Source organism: Streptomyces lanatus, assembly GCF_014655715.1.
Classification (GTDB): domain Bacteria; phylum Actinomycetota; class Actinomycetes; order Streptomycetales; family Streptomycetaceae; genus Streptomyces; species Streptomyces lanatus.
The window spans coordinates 269,679-290,457 of record NZ_BNBM01000007.1; the positions used below are offsets into that span (position 1 = coordinate 269,679).

The 20,779-nt window shown below is 71.4% G+C and carries 19 protein-coding genes and 1 tRNA gene; 13 read left to right on the forward strand and 7 right to left on the reverse strand.

Going from position 1 to position 20,779, the window contains the following annotated elements; all coding sequences use genetic code 11:
• Positions 1-56 precede the first annotated feature (56 nt).
• From sepX to IE325_RS20900, 3 genes are all read left to right on the forward strand, one after another.
• Positions 57-1,319 carry a divisome protein SepX/GlpR gene (gene sepX, locus IE325_RS20890; protein WP_190071483.1) on the forward strand — a complete coding sequence of 421 codons (1,263 nt, stop codon included), beginning with the start codon at positions 57-59 and terminating at the stop codon, positions 1,317-1,319.
• 83 nt (positions 1,320-1,402) lie between these two features.
• Positions 1,403-1,476, forward strand: a tRNA-Ala gene (locus IE325_RS20895).
• A 124-nt stretch (positions 1,477-1,600) separates the two neighbouring features.
• Positions 1,601-2,803 carry an MFS transporter gene (locus tag IE325_RS20900; RefSeq protein WP_190071661.1) on the forward strand — a complete coding sequence of 401 codons (1,203 nt, stop codon included), beginning with the start codon at positions 1,601-1,603 and terminating at the stop codon, positions 2,801-2,803.
• A gap of 3 nt (positions 2,804-2,806) precedes the next feature.
• Here IE325_RS20900 and IE325_RS20905 read toward each other — a convergent pair whose 3' ends face one another.
• On the reverse strand, positions 2,807-3,283 hold the full coding sequence (locus IE325_RS20905; protein ID WP_190071484.1) for a GNAT family N-acetyltransferase: 477 nt from the start codon (positions 3,281-3,283) through the stop codon (positions 2,807-2,809).
• A gap of 78 nt (positions 3,284-3,361) precedes the next feature.
• Here IE325_RS20905 and IE325_RS20910 point away from each other — a divergent pair, with 78 nt between their 5' ends.
• Positions 3,362-4,165: an exodeoxyribonuclease III gene (locus IE325_RS20910; RefSeq protein WP_190071485.1), complete on the forward strand. Its 804-nt coding sequence runs from the start codon at positions 3,362-3,364 to the stop codon at positions 4,163-4,165.
• On the opposite strand, the gene IE325_RS20915 is transcribed toward IE325_RS20910, so the two are convergent.
• Positions 4,162-4,788: a MerR family transcriptional regulator gene (locus IE325_RS20915; RefSeq protein ID WP_190071662.1), complete on the reverse strand. Its 627-nt coding sequence runs from the start codon at positions 4,786-4,788 to the stop codon at positions 4,162-4,164. The two genes, IE325_RS20910 and IE325_RS20915, sit on opposite strands and share 4 nt — an antisense overlap.
• 151 nt (positions 4,789-4,939) lie before the next feature.
• On the opposite strand from IE325_RS20915, the gene IE325_RS20920 reads away from it, so the two are divergent.
• The 4 genes from IE325_RS20920 to IE325_RS20935 all read left to right on the forward strand — a co-directional run bounded on the left by IE325_RS20920 (position 4,940) and on the right by IE325_RS20935 (position 8,538).
• A complete protein-coding gene (locus tag IE325_RS20920; RefSeq protein WP_190071486.1) occupies positions 4,940-6,439 on the forward strand; it encodes a flavin-containing monooxygenase in 1,500 nt (499 codons plus the stop codon).
• The gene (locus tag IE325_RS20925) at positions 6,436-7,353 is read left to right on the forward strand and encodes an alpha/beta fold hydrolase (RefSeq protein WP_190071487.1); all 918 of its coding nucleotides are present in this window, start codon (positions 6,436-6,438) and stop codon (positions 7,351-7,353) included. The genes IE325_RS20920 and IE325_RS20925 overlap by 4 nt, the downstream gene beginning before the upstream one ends.
• Entirely contained in the window at positions 7,350-8,234 is an 885-nt protein-coding gene (locus IE325_RS20930) for an SDR family oxidoreductase (protein ID WP_190071488.1), read from the forward strand. Before IE325_RS20925 ends, IE325_RS20930 begins: the two co-directional genes overlap by 4 nt.
• Before the next feature lie 88 nt (positions 8,235-8,322).
• On the forward strand, positions 8,323-8,538 hold the full coding sequence (locus IE325_RS20935; protein ID WP_190071489.1) for a hypothetical protein: 216 nt from the start codon (positions 8,323-8,325) through the stop codon (positions 8,536-8,538).
• 67 nt (positions 8,539-8,605) lie between these two features.
• On the opposite strand, the gene IE325_RS20940 is transcribed toward IE325_RS20935, so the two are convergent.
• The gene (locus IE325_RS20940; RefSeq protein ID WP_190071490.1) at positions 8,606-11,839 is read right to left on the reverse strand and encodes a S41 family peptidase; all 3,234 of its coding nucleotides are present in this window, start codon (positions 11,837-11,839) and stop codon (positions 8,606-8,608) included.
• Between the two features lie 154 nt (positions 11,840-11,993).
• Here IE325_RS20940 and IE325_RS20945 point away from each other — a divergent pair, with 154 nt between their 5' ends.
• The 4 genes from IE325_RS20945 (at position 11,994) to IE325_RS20960 (ending at position 16,399) form a co-directional block, all read left to right on the forward strand.
• The gene (locus tag IE325_RS20945; RefSeq protein WP_190071491.1) at positions 11,994-12,593 is read left to right on the forward strand and encodes a TetR/AcrR family transcriptional regulator; all 600 of its coding nucleotides are present in this window, start codon (positions 11,994-11,996) and stop codon (positions 12,591-12,593) included.
• Positions 12,594-12,714: 121 nt separating this feature from the next.
• Positions 12,715-14,931 carry an MMPL family transporter gene (locus tag IE325_RS20950; RefSeq protein WP_190071492.1) on the forward strand — a complete coding sequence of 739 codons (2,217 nt, stop codon included), beginning with the start codon at positions 12,715-12,717 and terminating at the stop codon, positions 14,929-14,931.
• A 134-nt stretch (positions 14,932-15,065) separates the two neighbouring features.
• Positions 15,066-15,557 (forward strand): YbaK/EbsC family protein, encoded by a 492-nt coding sequence (locus IE325_RS20955; protein WP_190071493.1) that lies wholly within the window; start codon positions 15,066-15,068, stop codon positions 15,555-15,557.
• A complete protein-coding gene (locus IE325_RS20960; RefSeq protein WP_190071494.1) occupies positions 15,554-16,399 on the forward strand; it encodes an EamA family transporter in 846 nt (281 codons plus the stop codon). Before IE325_RS20955 ends, IE325_RS20960 begins: the two co-directional genes overlap by 4 nt.
• A 47-nt stretch (positions 16,400-16,446) precedes the next feature.
• Here IE325_RS20960 and IE325_RS20965 read toward each other — a convergent pair whose 3' ends face one another.
• From IE325_RS20965 to IE325_RS20975, 3 genes are all read right to left on the reverse strand, one after another.
• The gene (locus IE325_RS20965; protein WP_190071495.1) at positions 16,447-16,725 is read right to left on the reverse strand and encodes a hypothetical protein; all 279 of its coding nucleotides are present in this window, start codon (positions 16,723-16,725) and stop codon (positions 16,447-16,449) included.
• Between the two features lie 136 nt (positions 16,726-16,861).
• Positions 16,862-17,575, reverse strand: a complete 714-nt coding sequence (locus IE325_RS20970) for a class I SAM-dependent methyltransferase (RefSeq protein WP_190071496.1) — start codon at positions 17,573-17,575, stop codon at positions 16,862-16,864.
• 32 nt (positions 17,576-17,607) lie between these two features.
• On the reverse strand, positions 17,608-19,068 hold the full coding sequence (locus IE325_RS20975) for a purple acid phosphatase family protein (protein WP_190071497.1): 1,461 nt from the start codon (positions 19,066-19,068) through the stop codon (positions 17,608-17,610).
• 227 nt (positions 19,069-19,295) lie between these two features.
• Between IE325_RS20975 and IE325_RS20980 the strand changes: the two genes are divergently transcribed.
• Positions 19,296-19,571, forward strand: coding sequence for a DUF1876 domain-containing protein (locus IE325_RS20980; protein ID WP_190071498.1), 276 nt, complete (start codon positions 19,296-19,298; stop codon positions 19,569-19,571).
• A 16-nt stretch (positions 19,572-19,587) separates the two neighbouring features.
• Here IE325_RS20980 and IE325_RS20985 read toward each other — a convergent pair whose 3' ends face one another.
• Entirely contained in the window at positions 19,588-20,748 is a 1,161-nt protein-coding gene (locus tag IE325_RS20985; protein WP_190071499.1) for a serine hydrolase domain-containing protein, read from the reverse strand.
• Positions 20,749-20,779: the final 31 nt, after the last annotated feature.

Consider the following 20,779-nt stretch of genomic DNA (forward strand, 5'->3'; position numbering starts at 1 on the left):
GACACACCGGCTCAATTGGCAGATGGCCTCACGCAAACCCCTCTACCGTGTGAGGCGTGAGCAGCAGCGGCCTCATCTACGCAGTCATTGTCGGGGCCTGGGCCGCCTACTTGGTGCCGATGTGGCTCCGTAGGCAGGACGAGCTGAACGAGGCCCGTCCGACGGAACGCTTCAGCACAGCCATCCGGTTGCTGTCCGGACGGGCGGGGATGGAGCGCCGGTACGCCAAGGACCTGCGCGCGCGCTCCACCGAGGAGGGGGAGCCCAGCGCCCATGACCCGGGCGGTGTCACCGAATCGGTGGACGTCCGGGCCTTCGCCGTACCCCCGACCCGTCCACAGACCCAGGCGACGGCCCAGGCGCAGACATCCGGGCGCCCGGAGCCGGCGCGCGAATCCGCCCGTGAACCGGGGGCCAGGCCGGCCCCCGAGCGCACCGGTGGACCGAGCGCCGAGCCGGGTTCCGGCCAGGCGCCGGGCAAGCCGCGCAAGCGGGTGCCGGCGGCCCGCCGTGCCCCCGTGGACGAGGCGGCCGCAGCGCGGGCCCGGCGCACGAAGGTGCTCGCGCGCCGCAGGCGTACGACCGTCGTCCTCTTCCTCGCCTTCACCTGCGGCGCGATCGTCGCCGCCGTCGGCGGGCTCGCGTTCCTCTGGGCGCCCGGCGTCCCGGCCGTGCTGCTCAGCGGGTACATCGCGTACCTGAGATCCCAGGAGCGCCGTCGGTTCGCCTACCAGATGGACCGGCGACGCGCCGAGGCCGCCGCGCAGCGGCTGCGCGAGCACGCCCGCCAGTCCCGTCGACGCGGCGGCGCCGACGCCGGACCCGGCGCCGACGAGTCCGACGAAAGGCCCGAACCAGGCACCGACACCGGACTGTCCGCCCTAGCCGCGGACCGGCGCGCCCTCGTCGAGCAGACCGATCACGCCGAGTGGGTCGACCAGCAGCGCGAGCGGCAGCGGCGGCCCGGCCACGGCGACAGCTGGGACCCGGTCCCGGTACCGCTGCCGACGTACGTCACCGCGCCGGTCGCCCCGCGTGCCTCCGGCGACGTCGACCTCGGGGCGCCGGACGCCTGGAGCTCGGCCCGGTCGAGCACCGTCGGCCGGGACCGGGAGACGGGCGCGGAAGCCGGCGGCCGGGACGCGGAACCGGGCCGGGCGGCGCACGGCGACGACAGGGGCGAGGACAAGGCCGACGAGGACGGCCGCAGCGACGCCCGCCGGCGCGCCGCCTCCGCCCGCCGGGCACGTGAGCGGGGCCGTACGCCGCTGTTCGACCAGTACGAGGACGGCGAGCGGCCGCGCGCGGCCAACGAGTAGCCCGCGCCGGCCGGGGCAGGTGGCCGACCAGCAACGGATTTCCGAGCAGCCCGATCGGGGTGCTAAAGTTTCACTCGTTGCAAGGGCCTGTGGCGCAGTCCGGTAGCGCACCTCGTTCGCATCGAGGGGGCCAGGGGTTCAAATCCCCTCAGGTCCACAGCAACGACCTCCCAAGGAAACTTGGGAAGTTGGCGAGATCCCGTCCGATCGGTTGATCGGGCGGGATTTCTGTTGTTCCCAGGGGGTTGAGCCGGTTGTCAGCGCGGTCTGCGGTGTTACGGATCGTGCCCTTCCGGCGGTTCCTGGCCGCGAGCCTCATCTCCGCCACCGGATCCGCGATGGCGCCTCTCGCGCTCGCCTATTCCGTCATCGAACAGGGCGGGGGAGCGGGCGCCCTGGGTGTGGTGCTCGCCACGAACACCGTGCCGACCGTCGTGTTCCTCCTCGTGGGCGGGGTGCTCGCGGACCGGATGTCGCGCAGCCGGCTGCTCTTCCTCGGCAATGGGCTGGCGGCCGTCGCCCAGGGGGCCCTCGCGGCCGTCGTCGCCACCGGTCATGCGACGACCGTCACCATCGCGGTCTGCGGCTTCGTCTCGGGTACGGCCGTGGCCTTCACCGTGCCCGCCACCCAGGGCGCCATCGCCCAGATCGTGCCCACGGAGCACTTGCAGCAGGCCAACGCCCTGCTCAGGCTGCCGACCCACGCCGTGAAGGTGCTCGGCCCCGCCGTCGGCGGAGTCGTCGTCGCGGTCAGCGGTCCGGCCTGGGCGCTGGCCTGGGACGCGCTCACCTTCGCCGTCGCCGCCGCCCTGCTGCTCGGGCTGCGCTTGGACGCGCCCGTGTCCGTCACCAGTGCGCTGAGCGATCTGCGGGAGGGCTGGGCGGGCTTCTGGTCGCGGACCTGGCTGTGGACCTACACGGCCGCCGGGACGGTCCTCGTCGCCGCGTGGCTGGCCGGGTTCCAGCTGCTGGGGCCCGTCGTCGCGGCGCGGGAGTACGCGGGGGCGCGTGACTGGGGGCTGATCCAGGGGGCGTTCGCGGCGGGGCTGCTGGCCGGGACGGTGGTGTGCCTGCGGTGGCGGCCGTACCGGCTGCTGACGGTGGCCGTGGTGGGCGGTGTGCCCCTCGCGGGGCCGCTGCTCGCTCTGGGGTGGGGACTGCCGCTGCCCTGGGTGCTGTTGGCCACGGTGCTCGCCGGTGTCGGGCTGGACGTGGCGATCGTCACCTGGACGACCGCCTTCCAGCAGCATGTGCCGGAGGGGGAGTTGGGGCGCATGAGCGCCTTCAACAGCGTCGGGGAGCGGCTGGCGATCCCGCTCGGCTATCTGCTCACCGCACTCGCGGTCGGCACATGGGGCGACCGGACGGTGCTGGTGGCGTGCGCCGCCCTGGTCGTCGCCGCCGTCCTCCTCAACCTCTGTGTGCGGGACGTGTACCGCGTCAACAACCGCGTCGACGGCCGCACCGGTGTCACGGTGAACTGACCCTCACAGCGCCTTGGCGTAACACAGGCTCAGCTCGTGGAAGCGGTAGTAGCCGAACTTCCCGCACGGCTCGTACCCGCTGGACGTATACAGCGCCACCGCCTCCGGCTGATTGGCGCCGGTCTCCAGCACCATGCGGACGCGCCCCGCCGCCCGCGCGTCCTCCTCCAGCGCGGCCAGGACGCGTCTCGCCAGGCCACGCCCGCGCATCGCGTCGACGACATACATGCGCTTGAGCTCGGCGTCGCCGTCCTGGTTGCCCTCACCGTTGTCGTCCTGGGCCCGCCAGCCGCCGGAGGCGACGGGGACGCCCAGCTCGTCGTACGCGATGAGGTACAGGCCGTTCGGGGGCTCGAAGTCCGCCGTGGCGAGGGGCGTGGCGTCGCCGTCGTCGCCGTAGCGGACGGCGTACTCGGCCTGTACCTGGTCGTTGAGCTTGACGGCGTCGGGGTGGTCGAAGGAGACCCGGCGTATATGCATGCTAGATACCGTATATCAATTCAAGATCAAGAGGTTCCAGAATCGGACTCGGTCCAGTGTGCCCGGTAGGGTGCCTGAGTGCTCACTGTGACCTCCGTGAATGTAAATGGACTGCGGGCCGCCGCGAAGAAGGGTTTCGTGGAGTGGCTCGCCGGCACCGATGCCGATGTGCTGTGCCTTCAGGAGGTGCGCGCGGAGCCGCAGCAGCTGCCGGAGCATGTGCGCACGCCCGACGGGTGGCATGTCGTGCACGCGCCCGCCGCCGCCAAGGGGCGCGCCGGCGTCTCCCTCTACACCCGCCGCGAGCCCGACCGCATCCAGGTCGGCTTCGGATCGAGCGAGTTCGACGACAGCGGACGCTATGTAGAGGCCGACCTCCCCGGTGTGACGGTCGCCTCCCTCTACCTCCCCTCCGGCGAGGTCGGCACCGAGCGGCAGGACGAGAAGGTGCGCTTCATGGGCGAGTTCCTGGCCCATCTGAAGGACCTCCGCGAGCGCGCCGCCGCCGACGGCCGCGAGGTCCTCGTCTGCGGCGACTGGAATATCGCCCACCAGCAGGCCGACCTGAAGAACTGGCGCGGCAACACCAAGAACTCCGGGTTTCTGCCGGAGGAGCGGGACTGGCTCGGCCAGGTGCTCGACCCGGCCGATGGCGGTTACGTCGACGTCGTGCGGTCGCTGCATCCCGATGTCGAGGGGCCGTACTCGTGGTGGTCGTACCGGGGGCGGGCCTTCGACAACGACACCGGCTGGCGCATCGACTACCACGTGTCGACGCCGGGGCTCGCGGCACGCGCGGTCAAGGGGCATGTCGAGCGGGCGGCCACGCATGGTGAGCGGTGGTCGGATCATGCGCCGGTGACGGTGGTCTACGAGCGTTAGTCCTGGTCGTTCTGCTTGCGCAGCCGCCGGTCCAGCGCCAGCGAAAGCTCCGCCTCCACCACGCTCCGCGCCAGCGGGCGCAGGCGGGGAAGGTCCTCCTCGCCGGCGTGGCGGAGGACCAGGTCGGCGAACATGTCGGCCAGTTCGTCGACGTGTTCGCGGACCCGCTTGCCGGCTGCCAGGACCTCCGCGAGCGGGATGCCCTCGCGGACCAGGGCCGAGGAGACGTCCAGTAGGCGGCGGCTGACGTGGACGATCTCGTCGCCGTCGGTGCCGAGGTAGCCGAGGTCCAGGGCGGCGGCGAGGTTCTCGGTGGTGACCTGGCCCTCGAAGCGGGCGGCGAGTTCCTCGGGGGTGAGGCGGACCGGTTCCTCCTCGGTCGGGGTGACGCCGAGGACGTCGGCGACGTCGCGGCCGTGGTCGAGGGCCTCGGCCAGTTCCGCGATGCCGGTGAGGGTGTGGCCGCGATCGAGGAGGGCCGCGATGGTGCGCAGCCGGGCCAGGTGGTGGTCGTCGTACCAGGCGATACGGCCCTCGCGGCGAGGGGGCGGGATCAGCTTGCGTTCTCGGTAGAAGCGCAGGGTGCGCACCGTGATGCCGGCCAGGCGGGCGAGCTCCTCCATGCGGTATTCACGCTTCTCGGTCACGATCGAACCCTATGTTGTACCGCCGGTAACTTTCCTCGTCTCGCTCTCTACCCATCAGTACGGTGCTGCTCTACTCTCCCATTGCGCCAGTGTTCACTGGCGGAGTCGTGCAGGGAAGGGCAGTGGCATGTCCGAACACAAGCATGTGCGGGTGGCGGTGGTCGGGTCCGGATTCGGCGGGCTGGGGGCCGCCGTACGGCTGCGACGCGAGGGCGTCACCGACTTCGTCGTCCTGGAGCGGGCCGACAGCGTCGGCGGCACCTGGCGGGACAACAGCTATCCGGGATGTGCGTGCGATGTGCCGTCCCATCTGTACTCGTTCTCCTTCGCGCCCAACCCCGACTGGCCGCGCACCTTCTCCGGGCAGGAGCACATCCGCGCCTATCTGGAGCACGTCACCGATGTCTACGGACTGCGGCCGCACATCCGCTTCGGCTCGGAGGTGAAGCGGATGGTCTGGAACGGTGAGCGGCTGTGCTGGGACATCGAGACCAGCGGCGGGAGCCTGTCGGCCGACTTCGTCGTCTCCGCCACCGGGCCGCTCTCCGACCCGAAGATCCCGGACATCCCGGGGCTCGACTCCTTCCCCGGCAAGGTCTTCCACTCCGCCCGCTGGGACCACGACTACGACCTGCGGGGCAAGCGCGTCGCCATGGTGGGGACCGGGGCCTCCGCCATCCAGATCGTGCCCGCCGTCCAGCCCGACGTCGAGCGGCTCACCCTCTTCCAGCGCACCCCGCCCTGGGTCATGCCCCGCGTCGACCGCGCCATCAGCGGCGCCGAACGCTCCGTGCACCGGGCGCTGCCCTTCACCAGCCGGCTGCGGCGTGGGCTGCTGTGGGGCATGCGGGAGTTGCAGGTGCAGGCGTTCACCAAGCACCCGAACGAGCTGGGCTTCGTCGAGCAGCTGGCCAAGCGGAACATGGGGCGGGCCATCAAGGATCCCGCGCTGCGGGCGAAGCTGACCCCCGACTACCGCATCGGCTGCAAGCGGATCCTGCTGAGCAGCGAGTACTACCCGGCGCTCGCCCGGCCCAATGTGGACGTGGTCGCGAGCGGGCTCGACGAGATCAGGGGCTCGACCGTCGTCGCCGCCGACGGCAGCACGGCCGAGGTCGACGCGATCATCTTCGGGACCGGGTTCCATGTCACCGACATGCCCATCGCCGACCGGGTGGTGGGGGCGGAGGGCAAGACCCTCGCCGAGGCCTGGAAGGGCGGGATGGAAGCCCTGCGGGGCGCCTCCGCCGCCGGGTTCCCGAACTGGATGACCATCATCGGGCCCAACACCGGCCTCGGGAACTCCTCCATGATCCTGATGATCGAGTCCCAGCTGAACTACATGGCCGACTTCGTACGGCAGTTGAACGTGCTCGGCGGTCGCGTCGCCCTCGACGCGCGGCCCAGTGCCGTGCACGCCTGGAACCGGAGGGTGCAGGAGCGGATGAAGCGGACGGTGTGGAACACGGGCGGGTGCACCAGCTGGTACCTGGATGCCGCCGGGCGCAACACGACCATCTGGCCGGGCACGACCACCGAGTTCCGGCGGGCCACGCGGCGCGTCGATCTCGCCGAGTACGCCGCCGTCCGGGCCGCCGTCAAGACCACCGCGGAGGTGACCGCGTGAGCCGCATCATGAACGTCGCCTCCGGGCCGTACGCCCCACCCGTCCCCGCCCGTGAACTGACGGCCGTCTCCGCCGACGGCGCCCGGCTGCATGTCGAGGTGCACGGCCCGGCGGACGCCCCCGCTGTCGTCCTCGCACATGGCTGGACCTGCTCGACCGCCTTCTGGGCCGCGCAGATACGCGAACTCGCCGTCGACCACCGGGTCATCGCCTACGACCAGCGCGGCCACGGACGCAGCCCCGCGAGCCCGGCCTGCGGCACCGAAGCCCTCGCCGACGACCTCGAAGCCGTACTGGAGGCGACGCTCGCACCCGGCGAGAAGGCGGTGATCGCCGGGCACTCCATGGGCGGCATGACGGTGATGGCCGCCGCCGCGCGGCCCGGCTTCCGCGAACACGCCGCCGCCGTCCTGCTGTGCAGCACCGGCGCCTCGCGGCTGGTCGCCGAGTCGACGGTCCTACCCCTCCGGGCCGGCCGGCTGCGCACCGCGCTGACCAAGCGCGTCCTCGGCTCCCGGGCCCCGCTCGGGCCGGTCACACCGATCGCCCGAGCCATTCTCAAGTACGGCACTATGGGCCCCGGTTCGGCCCCGCAGATGGTCGAGGCCTGCGCGCGGATCGTGCACGCCTGCCCGCGCAAGGTGCGGTATGCCTGGTCGCAGGTGCTCGATCTGCTCGATCTCGACCATGGAGTACGGGAGTTGGCCGTGCCCACCGAGGTCGTCGTCGGCACGGCCGACCGGCTGACCCCGCCCGTGCACGCGCGCTCGCTGGCCGCCGCGCTGCCCCACTGCCTCGGCGTCACCGAACTGCCCGGCCTCGGCCATATGACGCCGATCGAGGCGCCCGAGCTGGTGACCGCGAAGATACGGCAACTCGTCACGACCTACCCGCAGGTGAAGGAGGGCGCATGAGCAAGGTGAGCCTCGAAGGACAGGTCGCCGTCGTCACGGGCGCGGCGCGCGGCGTCGGTGAGCTGCTGGCTCGCAAGCTCTCCGCGCGCGGGGCGAGCGTGGCGCTCGTCGGGCTTGAGCCGGACGCCCTGAAGGCGGTCTCCGCACGGCTGCACGGCGACAGCGACCACTGGTACGCCGATGTGACGGACCATGAGGCGATGGCCCGCGTGGCGCAGGAGGTGAAGGAACGATTCGGGAAGGTCGACATCGTCGTCGCCAACGCCGGTGTCGCGAGCGGCGGTCCGTTCGTCGATTCCGATCCGGACGCGTGGCGGCGGGTCATCGAGGTCAACCTCATCGGCTCGGCCGTGACGGGGCGGGCGTTCCTGCCCGTGCTGATGGAGAGCCGGGGCTATCTGCTGCAGATCGCCTCGCTCGCCGCGATCACTCCGGCGCCGATGATGACCGCGTACTGCGCGTCCAAGTCCGGCGTCGAGGCGTATGCGCACAGCCTGCGCGCCGAGGTCGGCCACAAGGGCGTGCGGGTCGGCGTCGGCTATCTGTCCTGGACCGACACCGACATGGTGCGCGGGGCCGATCAGGACGATGTCATGCGGGAGTTGAGGCAACGGCTGCCGTGGCCGTCCAACAAGACGTATCCGCTGGGGCCGGCGGTCGACCGGATCGTGGCCGGCATCGAGCGGCGGTCGAGCCATGTGTACGCGCAGTGGTGGCTGCGCGGGACGCAGGGGGTGCGCGGGTATCTGCCGGCGGTCATCGGGACCGTGGGCCAGCGGGAGATGCGGCGGTTCGCGGACCGGCTGGAGGGGATGCGGACGGGGCTGGTCGGAGCGGGGGGCTCCGCCGATGAGCAGGCGAGGGCTACGCGGCGTAACTGATCGACATGCGAGGGGTTATCGCCCGTGTGAATCTGGTCGAGGCCCCAGCGAGGGGCCAATCCCCCACCCAGTACGGGAGTGAACCCACATGGGCATGAAGGACCAGTTCAAGGAGAAGTCCGAGCAGCTGCGTCAGCGTGAGCGCGAGCAGGGGCGCCAGTCGGGGCGTGAGCAGGGGCGCGAGCCCGGGCAGCACGGCCAGCAGGAGCGGGGCCGACCGCAGCGTCCGCAGCGGGACGAGGAGTCCGAGCGGATGCGGCAGCGTGAGGACGAGGAGCGGTTCGATCAGGACTACGACCGGTAGTCCATCGGTGCGCTGAATTGTGGGGTGCCCCCTGGTTTTGGGGGTGCCCCACGATTTTTGCTGCTCCTCAATGGCGCGGCGGCAACTTTGGTCTCGATCGGTCGGGTACGTGTGCGTAATCCGGCGGCGTCGCCGGTGGATTGGTCTCCAGCAGCTCCAACGCCAGCTCCACCGCATCCGTCAGCTGCGCATGTCTCCCCTCCGCCCAGTCCAGTGGCGTGCGCAGGACCTCGACGTCAGGGGTCACGCCTCTGTTCTCCACGCCCCAGCCGTACGCGTCGAACCAGGCCGCGTTCATCGGGACCGTGATCACCGTGCCGTCGCCGAGGCGGTGGCGGCCGGTCATGCCGACGACTCCGCCCCAGGTGCGCTGGCCGACGACGGGGCCGAGCTTCAGCAGCTTGAAGGCTGCCGTGATCATGTCGCCGTCCGAGGAGGTCGCCTCGTCGGCCAGGGCGACCACGGGGCCTCTCGGGGCGTTGGAGGCGTACGACACGGGCTGGGCGTTTCTCGTCAGGTCCCAGCCGAGGATGGTGCGGGTCAGTTTCTCCACGACGAGTTCGCTGATGTGGCCGCCCGCGTTGCCGCGCACGTCGACGATCAGCGCGGGGCGGGACATCTCCATCCGCAGATCCCGGTTGAACTGGGCCCAGCCCGAGCCGCCCATGTCCGGGATGTGCAGATAGCCGCAGCGGCCGCCGCTCAAGTCCCGTACGACGGCGCGGCGTTTGGCGACCCAGTCCTGGTAGCGCAGGGGGCGTTCGTCGATGAGGGGGACGACGGCCACGCGGCGTGCCCGGCCCGCCTCGCCCTCGGCCGGGGTGAACGTCAGCTCCACCGTGGTGCCGCCGGCGCCGGCGAGCAGCGGGTAGGGGCCGGTGTCGGGGTCCACGGGGCGGCCGTCGACATGGGTGAGGACCGCGCCCTCGCGGATGCCGGTGCCGGCCAGCGGGGAGCGGGCCTTGGAGTCGGAGGAGTCGCCGGGCAGGATGCGCTTGACCGTCCAGCCCTCGTCGCGGCGTACGAAGTTGGCGCCGAGCAGGCCCTGCCAGCGCTGGTAGTGCGGTGGGCCCTCGTTGCGGCGGGCGGCGGTGACATAGGCGTGGGAGGTGCCCAGTTCGCCGAGCACCTCGCGCAGGAGGTCGGCGAAGTCGTCGGGGGAGGCGACCCGGTCGACCAGCGGGCGGTACTGGTCGAGGACCGCGTCCCAGTCGATGCCGCACATGCCCGGCTCCCAGAAGTACGCCCGGATCAGCCGGCCCGCCTCCTCGTAGGACTGGCGCCACTCGGCCGCCGGATCGACCTCGTGCAGGATGCGGCGGGCGTCGATCCACACCGTCGTGTCGCTGTCGCCGGACTCGGTGGCGGGGACGGCGCGCAGGTCGCCCTCGTCGAGCAGGACCAGGCGGGTGCCGTCGCCGCTGACCGTGAACCAGTCGAGGTGGTCGACGAGTTCGGACTTCTTCGCCTTGCTGATGTTGAAGTGTTCGAGGGTCGGCCGACCGGTCATGTCCGCCGGGTTGGCGAACGTCTCGCCCAGCGCCCCCGAGATCGGCCAGCGCAGCCAGACCAGCCCGCCGCCGGAGACCGGGCATAGCGCCGAGTACTTGGAGGCGGCGACCGGGAAGGGGGTGACCCGGCTTTCGAGCCCTTCGATCTCGACGGTCGTCGCGCCGCCGCCGTCGCCCTCGTCGTCCTCCACCGGGTCCAGGCCCCCGGCGGCCGGGCGGCCCTCGGGGTTCAGGGCGAAGGGGCTGGGGGTCGCCGAGGACAGGGGGACCAGGTAGGGGCGGCAGCCGAGCGGGAAGGACAGGTCGCCGGTGTGGACGTCGTACACCGGGTCGAAGCCCCGCCAGGACAGGAAGGCGAGGAAGCGGCCGTCCCGGGTGAACACCGGGTTCTCGTCCTCGAAGCGGCCGTTGGTGACGTCGACGATCAGGCGGTCCTTTATGCGGGCCAGCTTGATCTGGCGGAGCGAGCGGCCGATCCCGGGGTGCGACCAGGTCAGCCAGGTGCCGTCCGGGGAGAATGCCAGGTCGCGGACCGGGCCGTTGATCGACCGGATCAGCTCGGTCACCTCGCCGTTGGAGTCCTCCGTGGCGTCGAGCAGGAGGAGCCGTCCGTCGTGCGCGGCGAGGGCGAGGCGCTCGCCCTTGGGGTCGGCGACCATCTCCAGGACCCGGCCCACCTCGCCGGAGGCCAGTCGGCGCGGCTCACGGTCGCCGGTCGCCCGGGGCAGATAGGCGATCTCGATCGCGTCCTCGCCCTCCGCGTCCGTCACATACGCGACCTGGCCGACCGAGCCGAGCATCTCCGGGAGCCGGACCCGTACCCCCGGGGTGTCGGTGATGGTGCGGGCCGGGCCGTCCCGGTGGGTCAGCCAGTACAGGCTGCCGCGTACGACCACGGCGCTCGCGCGGCCCGTCTCGTCGACGGAGACGCCGTCGACGTGCTGGGCGGCGGGCACCTGATAGGTACGGCGGCCCGCGCGCGGCCCGCTCAACCGCACCGCGAGCCTGCGCGGCTCGGAGCCGGCGGCGAGGTCGTCCACGATCCACAGGTCGCCCGCGCACTGGTACACCACCCGCGTGCCGTCGCTCGCCGCGTGCCGGGCGTAGAAGGCGTCGTGGTCGGTGTGCCGACGCAGGTCGGAGCCGTCGTAGGCGCAGGAGTAGAGGTTGCCGACGCCCTCGTGGTCGGAGAGGAAGGCGATACGGCCGCCGACGAACAGGGGGGAGGCGAGATGGCCGCCGATGTCCGCGAGCAGGCGCTCGCCGTGCAGCCACAGGCGGCCCATGGCACCGCCCCGGTAGCGCTTCCAGGAAACCGGTTCGTGCGGCGGGGTGCCGGTCAGGAGCAGGGTCTTGCGTTCGCCGTCGAGGTCGGCGACCTGGATGTCGGAGCAGGGTCCCCAGGGGAGCTTGCGGCCGGGGTCGCCGTCGGGGCGGACCTTGTAGGCGAAGGTGTGGTGGGAGAAGGGCTCGCCGTGCGAGGCGACGGCGAGGATCACCCCTTCCGGGGTCCAGCCGCACACCTGGGTGTCCGCCGAGCCCCAGTGGGTGAGCTGCCGGCCGGGGCCGCCGTCGACCGGGACCAGATGGATCTCGGGGACCAGGCTGCGCCAGCTCGTGTACGCGATGTGCGTGCCGTCGGGGGAGAAGCGGGGGTGGCCGGTCTTGGTGCGGTCCACGGTGAGCCGCCAGGCGCGGGCCGGGCCGTCGAGGGGGGCCAGCCACAGGTCGTCCTCGGCCACGAAGCAGAGCAGGTCGTCATGGAGGTGCGGCAGGCGCAGATAGGTCACCTCCCCATGCTTTTCCCGGGGACGGACCTGAGCAACTTATGACATAAGGGCCGACGTGATTCACGACACGAACGAAACCGTTTCGTTTCGCTGGCGGGTGCGCTACATTCGTCGTGTACGAAACCGTGTCGTTCGGAGTGGGAAGGTGAGAACGGTGGCCGAGGTCGCAACCGCACGTCGCAGCCGCATCACCCCGGAGCGCGAGGCCGAGCTGTACGAGGCCGTGCTCGACCTGCTCCGGGAGGTCGGCTACGACGCCCTCACCATGGACGCCGTGGCGGCCCGCACCCGGTCCAGCAAGGCGACGCTCTACCGCCAGTGGGGCGGCAAGCCGGAGCTGGTGGCGAAGGCGATCCGGCACAACAAGCCGGGCAGCATCGCCGATATCGACACCGGGTCCCTGCGGGGCGACCTGCACACCCTCACCTCGCGTGAGGACGACTGCGCCATGCAGCAGAACGCCGCGCTGATGCGGGGTCTGTTCATGGCGGTGCACGGCAATCCGGAACTCCTCGCCGCGTTCAAGGAACTGCTGGTCGAGCCGGAGATGGAGGAGTTCAACCGGGTGGTCCAGCGGGCCGTCGACCGCGGTGAGGTCCGCGCCGACTCTCCCGCCCTCGGCTACATCGTGCACATGCTCGTCGGCGCGTTCGCCACGCGCACGCTGATCGACGACCAGCCGCCGACGCAAGCGTTCCTGATGTCGTACATCGACGCCGTGGTCCTCCCCGCCCTCGGCGTGCCCGTCAACTGACACATCCCGCCAGCTGACGAGCCCCTCCCCAGCAAGCCCTCCACCTGACGTATCCGCTCACGTCGTCGGGCTGATCACACCTGCCCAGAAATAACCCACGACCTGACCGGGAGACGCCCTCGTGGCCACGTTCCTGTACAAACTCGGCCGGCTCGCCTTCCGGCGACGACACTTCGTCGCCCTGATATGGGTCGCGCTGCTCACCCTCGCCGGGGTCGGCGCGGCCAGTGCGCCCGCCGCGGGCTCCACGTCCTTCTCGATCCCCGGCACAGAGGCGCAGAAGGCCTTCGACCTGCTGGAACAGCGCTTCCCCGGCATGAGTGCCGACGGCGCCACCGCCCGGGTCGTCTTCAAAGCGCCGCACGGGGAGAAGATGACCGACGCCGGCAACAAAGCGACCGTCGAGGACACCGTCAAGGAGCTGGCCGACGGCTCCGAGGTGACCTCCGTCGCCGACCCGTACAAGGCCAACGCCGTCAGCAAGGACGGCACCATCGCCTACGCCTCGGTGAAGTACGAGGTCTCCGGCATGGAGCTCAAGGACTCCTCGCGCGAGGCCCTTGAGGACGCCGGGCAGGACGCGCGGGACTCCGGGCTGACCGTGGAGATCGGCGGTGACGCGCTCCAGACCACGCCGGAGACCGGCGCGACGGAGGTCATCGGCATCGCCGTGGCCGCGGTCGTCCTGGTCATCACCTTCGGCTCGCTGATCGCGGCGGGGCTGCCGCTGCTGACCGCCCTGATCGGCGTGGGCATCGGCATCTCCACCATCACCGCCCTCGCCAGCGCCCTGGAGCTGGGCTCCACCACCTCCACCCTGGCGATGATGATCGGCCTCGCGGTCGGCATCGACTACGCCCTGTTCATCGTCTCCCGCTATCGCGCCGAGCTCGCCGAGGGCCGTGAACGCGAGGAGGCCGCAGGCCGGGCGGTCGGCACCGCGGGCTCCGCGGTGGTCTTCGCGGGCCTGACCGTCGTGATCGCGCTGGTGGGGCTGTCCGTAGTCAACATCCCGATGCTGACCAAGATGGGCATCGCCGCGGCCGGCACGGTCGTGATCGCGGTGCTGATCGCGCTGACGATGATCCCGGCGCTGCTCGGGTACGCGGGCAAGAAGGTGCAGCCCGCCGGCAAGAAGAGCCGCTGGATGGGCGGCAAGCGCGCCGAGCGTAAGGCGGAGTCCGGCAAGCCGAACATGGGCACCCGCTGGGCCAGCTTCGTCGTACGTCGCCCGGTCGCCGTTCTCCTCCTCGGCATCGTCGGCCTCGGCGCCGCGGCCATCCCCGCGAGCTCCCTCGAACTGGGCCTGCCCGACGACGGTTCACAGCCGACGTCCACGACCCAGCGACGCGCGTACGACCTCCTGTCCGACGGGTTCGGGCCCGGCTTCAACGGCCCGCTGATGGTCGTGGTCGACGCGAAGGGGAGCGCCGACCCGGATGCCGCCTTCAAGCAGGTCGGCGACGACATCAAGGACATCAAGAACGTCGTCACGGTGACACCGGCCGCCCCCAACAAGGCGGGCGACACCGCGACGATCACCGTGATCCCGAAGTCGAAGCCGTCGTCGGTGACCACCGAGGACCTGGTCCACTCCATCCGCGACAAGGGCGCGGAGGTGAAGGCCGACACGGACGCGACCGTGCTGGTCACGGGCTCGACGGCGATGAACATCGACGTCTCCGAGAAGCTCAACGACGCGCTGATCCCATACCTGGCGCTGGTCGTGGGCCTGGCGTTCCTGCTGCTGATCGTGGTCTTCCGCTCGATCCTGGTCCCGCTGAAGGCGGCGCTCGGCTTCCTGCTGAGCGTGATGGCGGCGCTCGGCGCGGTGGTCGCGGTCTTCCAGTGGGGCTGGTTCGCGGGCCTCATGGGCGTCGAGGAGACCGGCCCGGTCATGTCGATGATGCCGATCTTCATGGTCGGCGTGGTCTTCGGACTGGCCATGGACTACGAGGTGTTCCTCGTGACGCGGATGCGCGAGGCGTACGTCCACGGCGAGAAGCCGAATCAGGCGGTGGTGACCGGGTTCAAGCACGGTGCGCGGGTCGTCACCGCCGCGGCCGTGATCATGATGGCGGTCTTCGCGGGCTTCATCGGCTCGTCCGAGTCGATGGTCAAGATGATCGGCTTCGGGCTTGCGATCGCGGTCTTCTTCGACGCGTTCGTCGTCCGCATGGCGATCGTCCCGGCCGTCCTGGCGCTCCTCGGCAAGAAGGCCTGGTGGCTCCCGAAGTGGCTGGACCGCGCCCTGCCGAACGTGGATGTCGAGGGCGAGGGCCTGCGCACGCAGTCCGACAAGGACAAGGACGGGGACCGGGAGCTGGTACGCGTCTGACCTCCTTGAAGTGACCGGCCGGTGAGGGCTCCGTGGGGACGGGGCGCCCTCACCGGCCTTCCTCGTGTCCGGGGCGTGCCACTCCCGGATATTCCGGTCGCATGGCCGATGCACGCACCGCTAGCGTGCCCTGCATGACGACAGCAGCAGCCCACCCCCGTTTCGCCGCCGCCCTCGAAGAGCTGGGGCTCGGCGAACTGCACACGCGGATCCGCGGCTTCCCGGAAGCGACCCGTACCGCCGTCGAGGCCGCCGCCGCGATCGGCTGCGAACTGAGCCAGATCTGCAAGTCGCTGATCTTCGCCGCCGACGGGGTGCCCGTGCTGGTGCTCATGGACGGGGCCTCGCGGGTCGACGTCGAGCGGGTGCGTCAGGAGCTCGGGGCCGAGAAGGTCACCCGGGCCAAGGCGGACGTCGTACGGGAGACGACGGGCTATGCCATCGGGGGAGTTCCGCCCTTCGGGCATCTGACACGGACGCGGGTGCTCGCCGACCGCTCGCTGCTGGAGCACGACGTGGTGTGGGCCGCCGCCGGCAATCCGCACGCCGTCTTCCCCATGGAGCCGAAGGCTCTTGTCGCGTACGCCGGTGCCACCCTCGTGGACGTGCGCGAGCAGACTCCGTGACCCCGCTGGTCACCGCGGCCGTCCTGCTCGCGGCCGTCACCCACGCCGGCTGGAACGCGATCGCCCACAAGATCACCGACAAACTGGTGGGGTTCACGCTCATCGCGGGCGGCGGGGTGCTGATCGGGCTGGCGCTGATTCCCTTCGGGGCGTTCCCGGCGGCGGAGGCATGGCCGTATCTGCTGGCCTCCGGGTTCGTCCACATCGTCTACTTCGCCCTGCTGATGAGGTCGTTCAGGCTGGGCGACTTCGGCCAGGCCTACCCCATCGCGCGCGGCACCGCTCCGCTGGTGGTCGCGCTGCTCGCCGCCGTGTTCGCGCACGAGGTGCCGGACGGCTGGGCGGCCGCCGGTATCGCCCTGTCCTGCGCGGGACTCACCGGCGTAGCGCTGTGGGGGCTGCGCGGGCGCCGGCCCAACTGGGCGGCGATCGGCGCCGCGTTGGCGACGGGGCTGAGCATCGCGGTGTACACCGTCCTGGACGGGCTCGGCGTCCGGGCCTCCGGGTCGTCCCTCGGGTACATCGCCTGGCTGATGGTGATCGAGGGCCTCGTCATCCCGCTGTACGCGATCCGGCGCTGGCGGGGCGACACGCTCACCGTGCTACGGCCGTTCGCCGGGCTGGGACTGCTGGGTGCCGCGCTGTCCGTGGCCGCGTACGCGCTGGTGCTGTGGGCCCAGACGAAGGCGGAGCTGGCGCCGATCGCCGCGCTGCGGGAATCGTCGATCATCGTGGGGGCCGCGATCGGGGCGGTGTTCTTCAAGGAGCGCTTCGGCGTGGGCCGGATCGCCGCGGCGGCGCTGCTGGTGGTGGGCATCGGGCTGATGCTGCACGCCGGCTGACACCGCGACGGGCGGCCGGCCATGCGCCGACCGCCCGTCGCCCGCTACTAGAACGCGGTGTTGCTGCAGCCCATCGTCGAACCGAGGTGGTTGCTCTGGGCGCCCGAGTTGCCCTCGCCGTTGAGGCCGTTGCCGAGCACGCCGTTGAGGATGCCGACGACGCCGAGGATGTCGAGGTTCAGGTCGTGCGACTTGCACTGGGTGCTCTGCGTGACGCTGTAGTTGTTGCCCCCGGGGCCCTGGTCGGCGTGGGCGGTGCCCGCGCCGACGAGTCCGACGGTGCCGAGAGCGGCGACCAGGACGGCCGCCTTGCGAAGCTTGTGCATGTCATCTCCGGTGGAGTGGGTGGATGCGACGAAGGGAGATTAAGTAGGAAATGCTCCAAATAATCCCGTGGCGCGCCGAGTTTCGTGATCCTGCACCGGGATGATGGTGTGCGGCAGCCCGAACACCCGGACTGTCCTAGCCGTGTGCCGTTTTGCGCACGCGGAACGCGAACTGGCCGCAGTACGTCAGTTTCCGCAGGTTCACCAGGGCGGTTCTGCGGCGGCCGTCGCTCGCCCACTGGTCGATCTCGGTGTTGAGCGGGGACTGTTCGTCCCAGTAGCGGCTGTACTCCGGTGGCCGGCCGAGATAACTGCGCATGATCAGCGCCACCCCGTCCAGCGAGGGCCGGATCTCCTCCAGCGCCAGTCCCGCCTCCTCGACCAGCACCCGGAACCCGTACGGCGTGTAGTTCCACAGGCTGAAGGAGTGGTACGGCTCGAACTGGGATGTAGATCCGATGAAATGGCCGCCGGGTGCCAGCACCCGGGCGATCTCCGCGAGGAGTTCGCGCGGACGGGCCACATGTTCGAAGACCTGGTGGGAGTAGACCAGCGGGGTCGAGCCCGAGCCGAGCGGGAGGTGCACGCCGTCGTAGTGCACCACCGGATCACCGCCGGGGGTGCGCTGGCCGGCCTCCGGTGAGTCACGGATGTCGACGCCGACCCACCGCACCTCGGGGGCGTGCCTGCGGAACAGCGCGGCCGAGGTGCCGCGGCCGCACCCCAGGTCGACGACCAGGCCGGGCGCGCCCGGGGCGGCCATCACCTCGTCGACGTAGTAGCGCGAGGTGACCTGCCGGGCGTGGTCGTCGGGGATGCAGTCCTGCATGAGGTCCCACAGGGTGGCCATGCTTCGAGGCTACGAGCACGCACGGTGACGCGCTATTCGCGGCCTGTGACACCCGACAGGTCATGTGCTCGCATGCTGTTGCGGTCCGTGACCGAGCGGCCCAGCGCGTGATGCGGCCACAGCCCCGCGGCGACCCGCCGGCTGCGCTCGCTCCACTGCCGCGCCGCCATGTCGCCGGCCTTGTAGTGGTTGAGGGCGTAGCCGCCGGAGTGGATGCGCAGCAGGGTGAATCCGCCGGGGTACTCCTTGGCGGCGGCGACCTCCTGATGGGTGACGTGCGGGGCGCGCGTCAGCACGGTGCGCTTGTTGCGGTGGGTGTGGCCGGCGTGATGGAGGAAGACACCGGGCGCGGCGGCGTAGGCGTCGACGATCGCGCGGGCCTGGCGGCGGTCCAGCTGCTGGCCGCGCGTCACCGGGAACACCGAGTCCCGCACGGTCAGCGGATGGTGCCCGAAGACGACGGTCGGCTGGTCCGGCGCCTCTCTCAACTTCCCCCGGAACCAGGCGAGTTGCTCGTCGCCGAGCCCGCCCGCGTCGGCGCCGTTGCCGGACTTGGCGTAGGTGTCGAGGCCGATGACGCGCAGGCCGCCGAGGTCGTGGGAGAAGTGGCCCTGCCCACTCGGGAACGCCGTCAGGAAGGAGCCGTCCGGTGAGCGGTCGTGGTTGCCGCGTACGACGAAGTAGTCCTGTCCGTGGGTGCCGAAACCGTCCAGGATCCGCCGGGCCTCGCCCAGGTCGTGCGCGCCTCCGCCCGCCGAGATGTCGCCGCCCGCCAGCAGCAGGTCCGCCCCGCGGCGCCGGGCCTCCGCCACCAGGGCGCGGCTCATCAGCTCCGGGTACGGCGCCCGGCCCGGCTGCTGGACCACACCGCGCAGCAGGGGCAGGCCGCCCACGAGACCGGCGGTGGTCTCGCCCAGGTGCAGGTCGTTGCAGAGCGCGACGGACAGCAGATGCCGGCCGGGCGGGGGCTGCGGGGTGGTGAAGGAGTACGGTCCGCCGGCCGAGCCCAGCCCGAAGGCCGAGGTGCCGAACGCGTTGCCGCGCACCAGGTGCAGGGGGGTGGGCGAGGCGGCCACGCCGCGTGAACGGGCCTGGTAGTAGTACGTCTGCCCCGGCTCCAGGTCGGTCAGTTCGACCTGGTGGTGGGCGGTGCGCCGGCCCTCGGAGGCGGTGCGGTTGAGGCGGGCGGGGTGGGTGCCGTAGACGATCTCGCCCTCGGTGAGCGCGGGGAGGGGGTGGCCGAGGCCGTCGTGAGTGCCCGGGATGCCGGTGAACCAGGTGATGACGGCGCGGTCCTCGGTCAGCGTGACCAGTTCCAGATCAACGGCGGCCAGATCGTCGGGGTGCGCGGAGGCCGCCCGGCGCATGGCGGCCGAGGCCGACCGCAGCAGGGCGGGGGCGAGGCGCGCACCGGAGCGCAGCACCTCGCAGGGGCCGGGGAAGGCCGAGAGTGCCGCCAGAGCGGGGAGATGGGCGGAGAAGCAGCAGCGCATGTCCTTCTCATGGCCCGGAGGGGTTAACGGGGGACGTGGCCGTGGCGGCGGGGCCAGGGCCGGCGCGCGACATCTCCATGGAAGCAGGGCGGAAGCGGTCATCGCGGGGAGTGTGCCGAGTCTCACCTGATCCCGAGTCGCGGTGTTCGTCCCGACCTGGGTACCCGACTAGGCGCGGGTGCCCCTGAGGGAGCACCCTGGAAGCAGTCGTTCCGGAGGTGATCGTCATGATGCAGACCGCAGTGGGATGGCATGTCGAGCTGGAGTTCCTGGAGGACGCCGAGCACACCCGGGCGGCCGCGATGGTGCGGCTGCCCGACGGCACCGAGGTACGGGCCCACGGACACGCCACACGCCACCACACCGACTCCAATCAGCCACGTGTGGGGGAGGAGATAGCCGCTGCCCGCGCCCTGAACGAGCTGGCGATGCAGATGCTCACCAAGGCGCACGGCGAGATCGACGCGGCGTCAGGACGCACGTCCCACCCGATCCACGTGTGAACGTGAACCGGCCCTCCTAACCGGCGAGGGACGCCCTCACCGCCCGCACCAGCGCCTGCGCCCTCGGATCCGCCGTCACCGTCTTGCGGAAGCCGTTCGTCACATAGCCGAACGCGATTCCCGTCTCCGGGTCGGCGAAGCCGAGGGCGCCGCCGCGGCCGGGGTGGCCGAAGGAGCCAGGGCCGAGCAGCGGGGACGCGGTGCCGTGCAGCATGTAGCCGAGGCCGAAGCGGGTGTTCACGACCAGGACGCGGTCCGGTCCCGCCGACTCCTGCGTCCGCGCCAGCTCCACCGTCTCCGGGTCGAACAGCCGGACGCCGTCGACCTCGCCGATCAGCGCCGCGTAGACACGGGCCAGACCGTCGGCCGTGGCGATGCCGTTCGTCGCGGGGAGGGCGGCGGCGCGGTAGGCGGGGTCGTTCTGGTCGGGGAACGGGGTGATCGCGGCGAAGGCGCGGCGGGTGAGGGAGTCCGGGTCCTCGTAGGCCTCGGTGACCGAGCGCTTCGGGCGCGCACGCAGCCCGCCGGCGGGCTCGGGGCCGTCGACCCGGCCGGCCCGGCCCACCCGGGGCACCTCCGACTCCGGCAGCCCCAGCCACAGGTCCGCGCCCAGCGGTCCGGCGACCTCCGCCGCGAGCCACTCGCCGGCCCAGCGTCCCGTCACCCGCCGCACCAGCTCGTCAAGGAGCCAGCCGTACGTCAGCGCGTGATAGCCGTGGTCGGTGCCCGGCTCCCACGTAGGCGTCTGCGCGGCGACCGCCGCCGGTCCGCGGTGCGGGTCCAGCGCGGCCTCGGGCGTGAGCGGGCGGTCCAGGACCGGCAGCCCGGCGCGATGGTTCAGCACGTGCCGCACCAGCAGCCGCTCCTTGCCGTGCGCCTTGAACTCCGGCCAGTACTCGCCGACCGGTGCGTCCAGGTCCAGCTCCCCGCGCTGGTGCAGGATCAGGGGTACGGCGGCGGCGACGCCCTTGGTCGCCGAGCGCACGACCTGTGCGGTGCCGTGCTGCCAGGGCTCGGTGCCGTCGACGTCCTTGGTGCCGGCCCACAGGTCGACGACCTTGCGTCCGCCGAGGTACACGGCGACGGCGGCACCCCGCTCGCCGAGCGCGTCGAAGTTCTTCGCGAACGCTTCCCCGACCGGCTCGAAGCCCTCGGCGACCACGCCGTTCACGTCCACGTCCGTCTCCTCGTCCTGCCTCGTGCGGGTG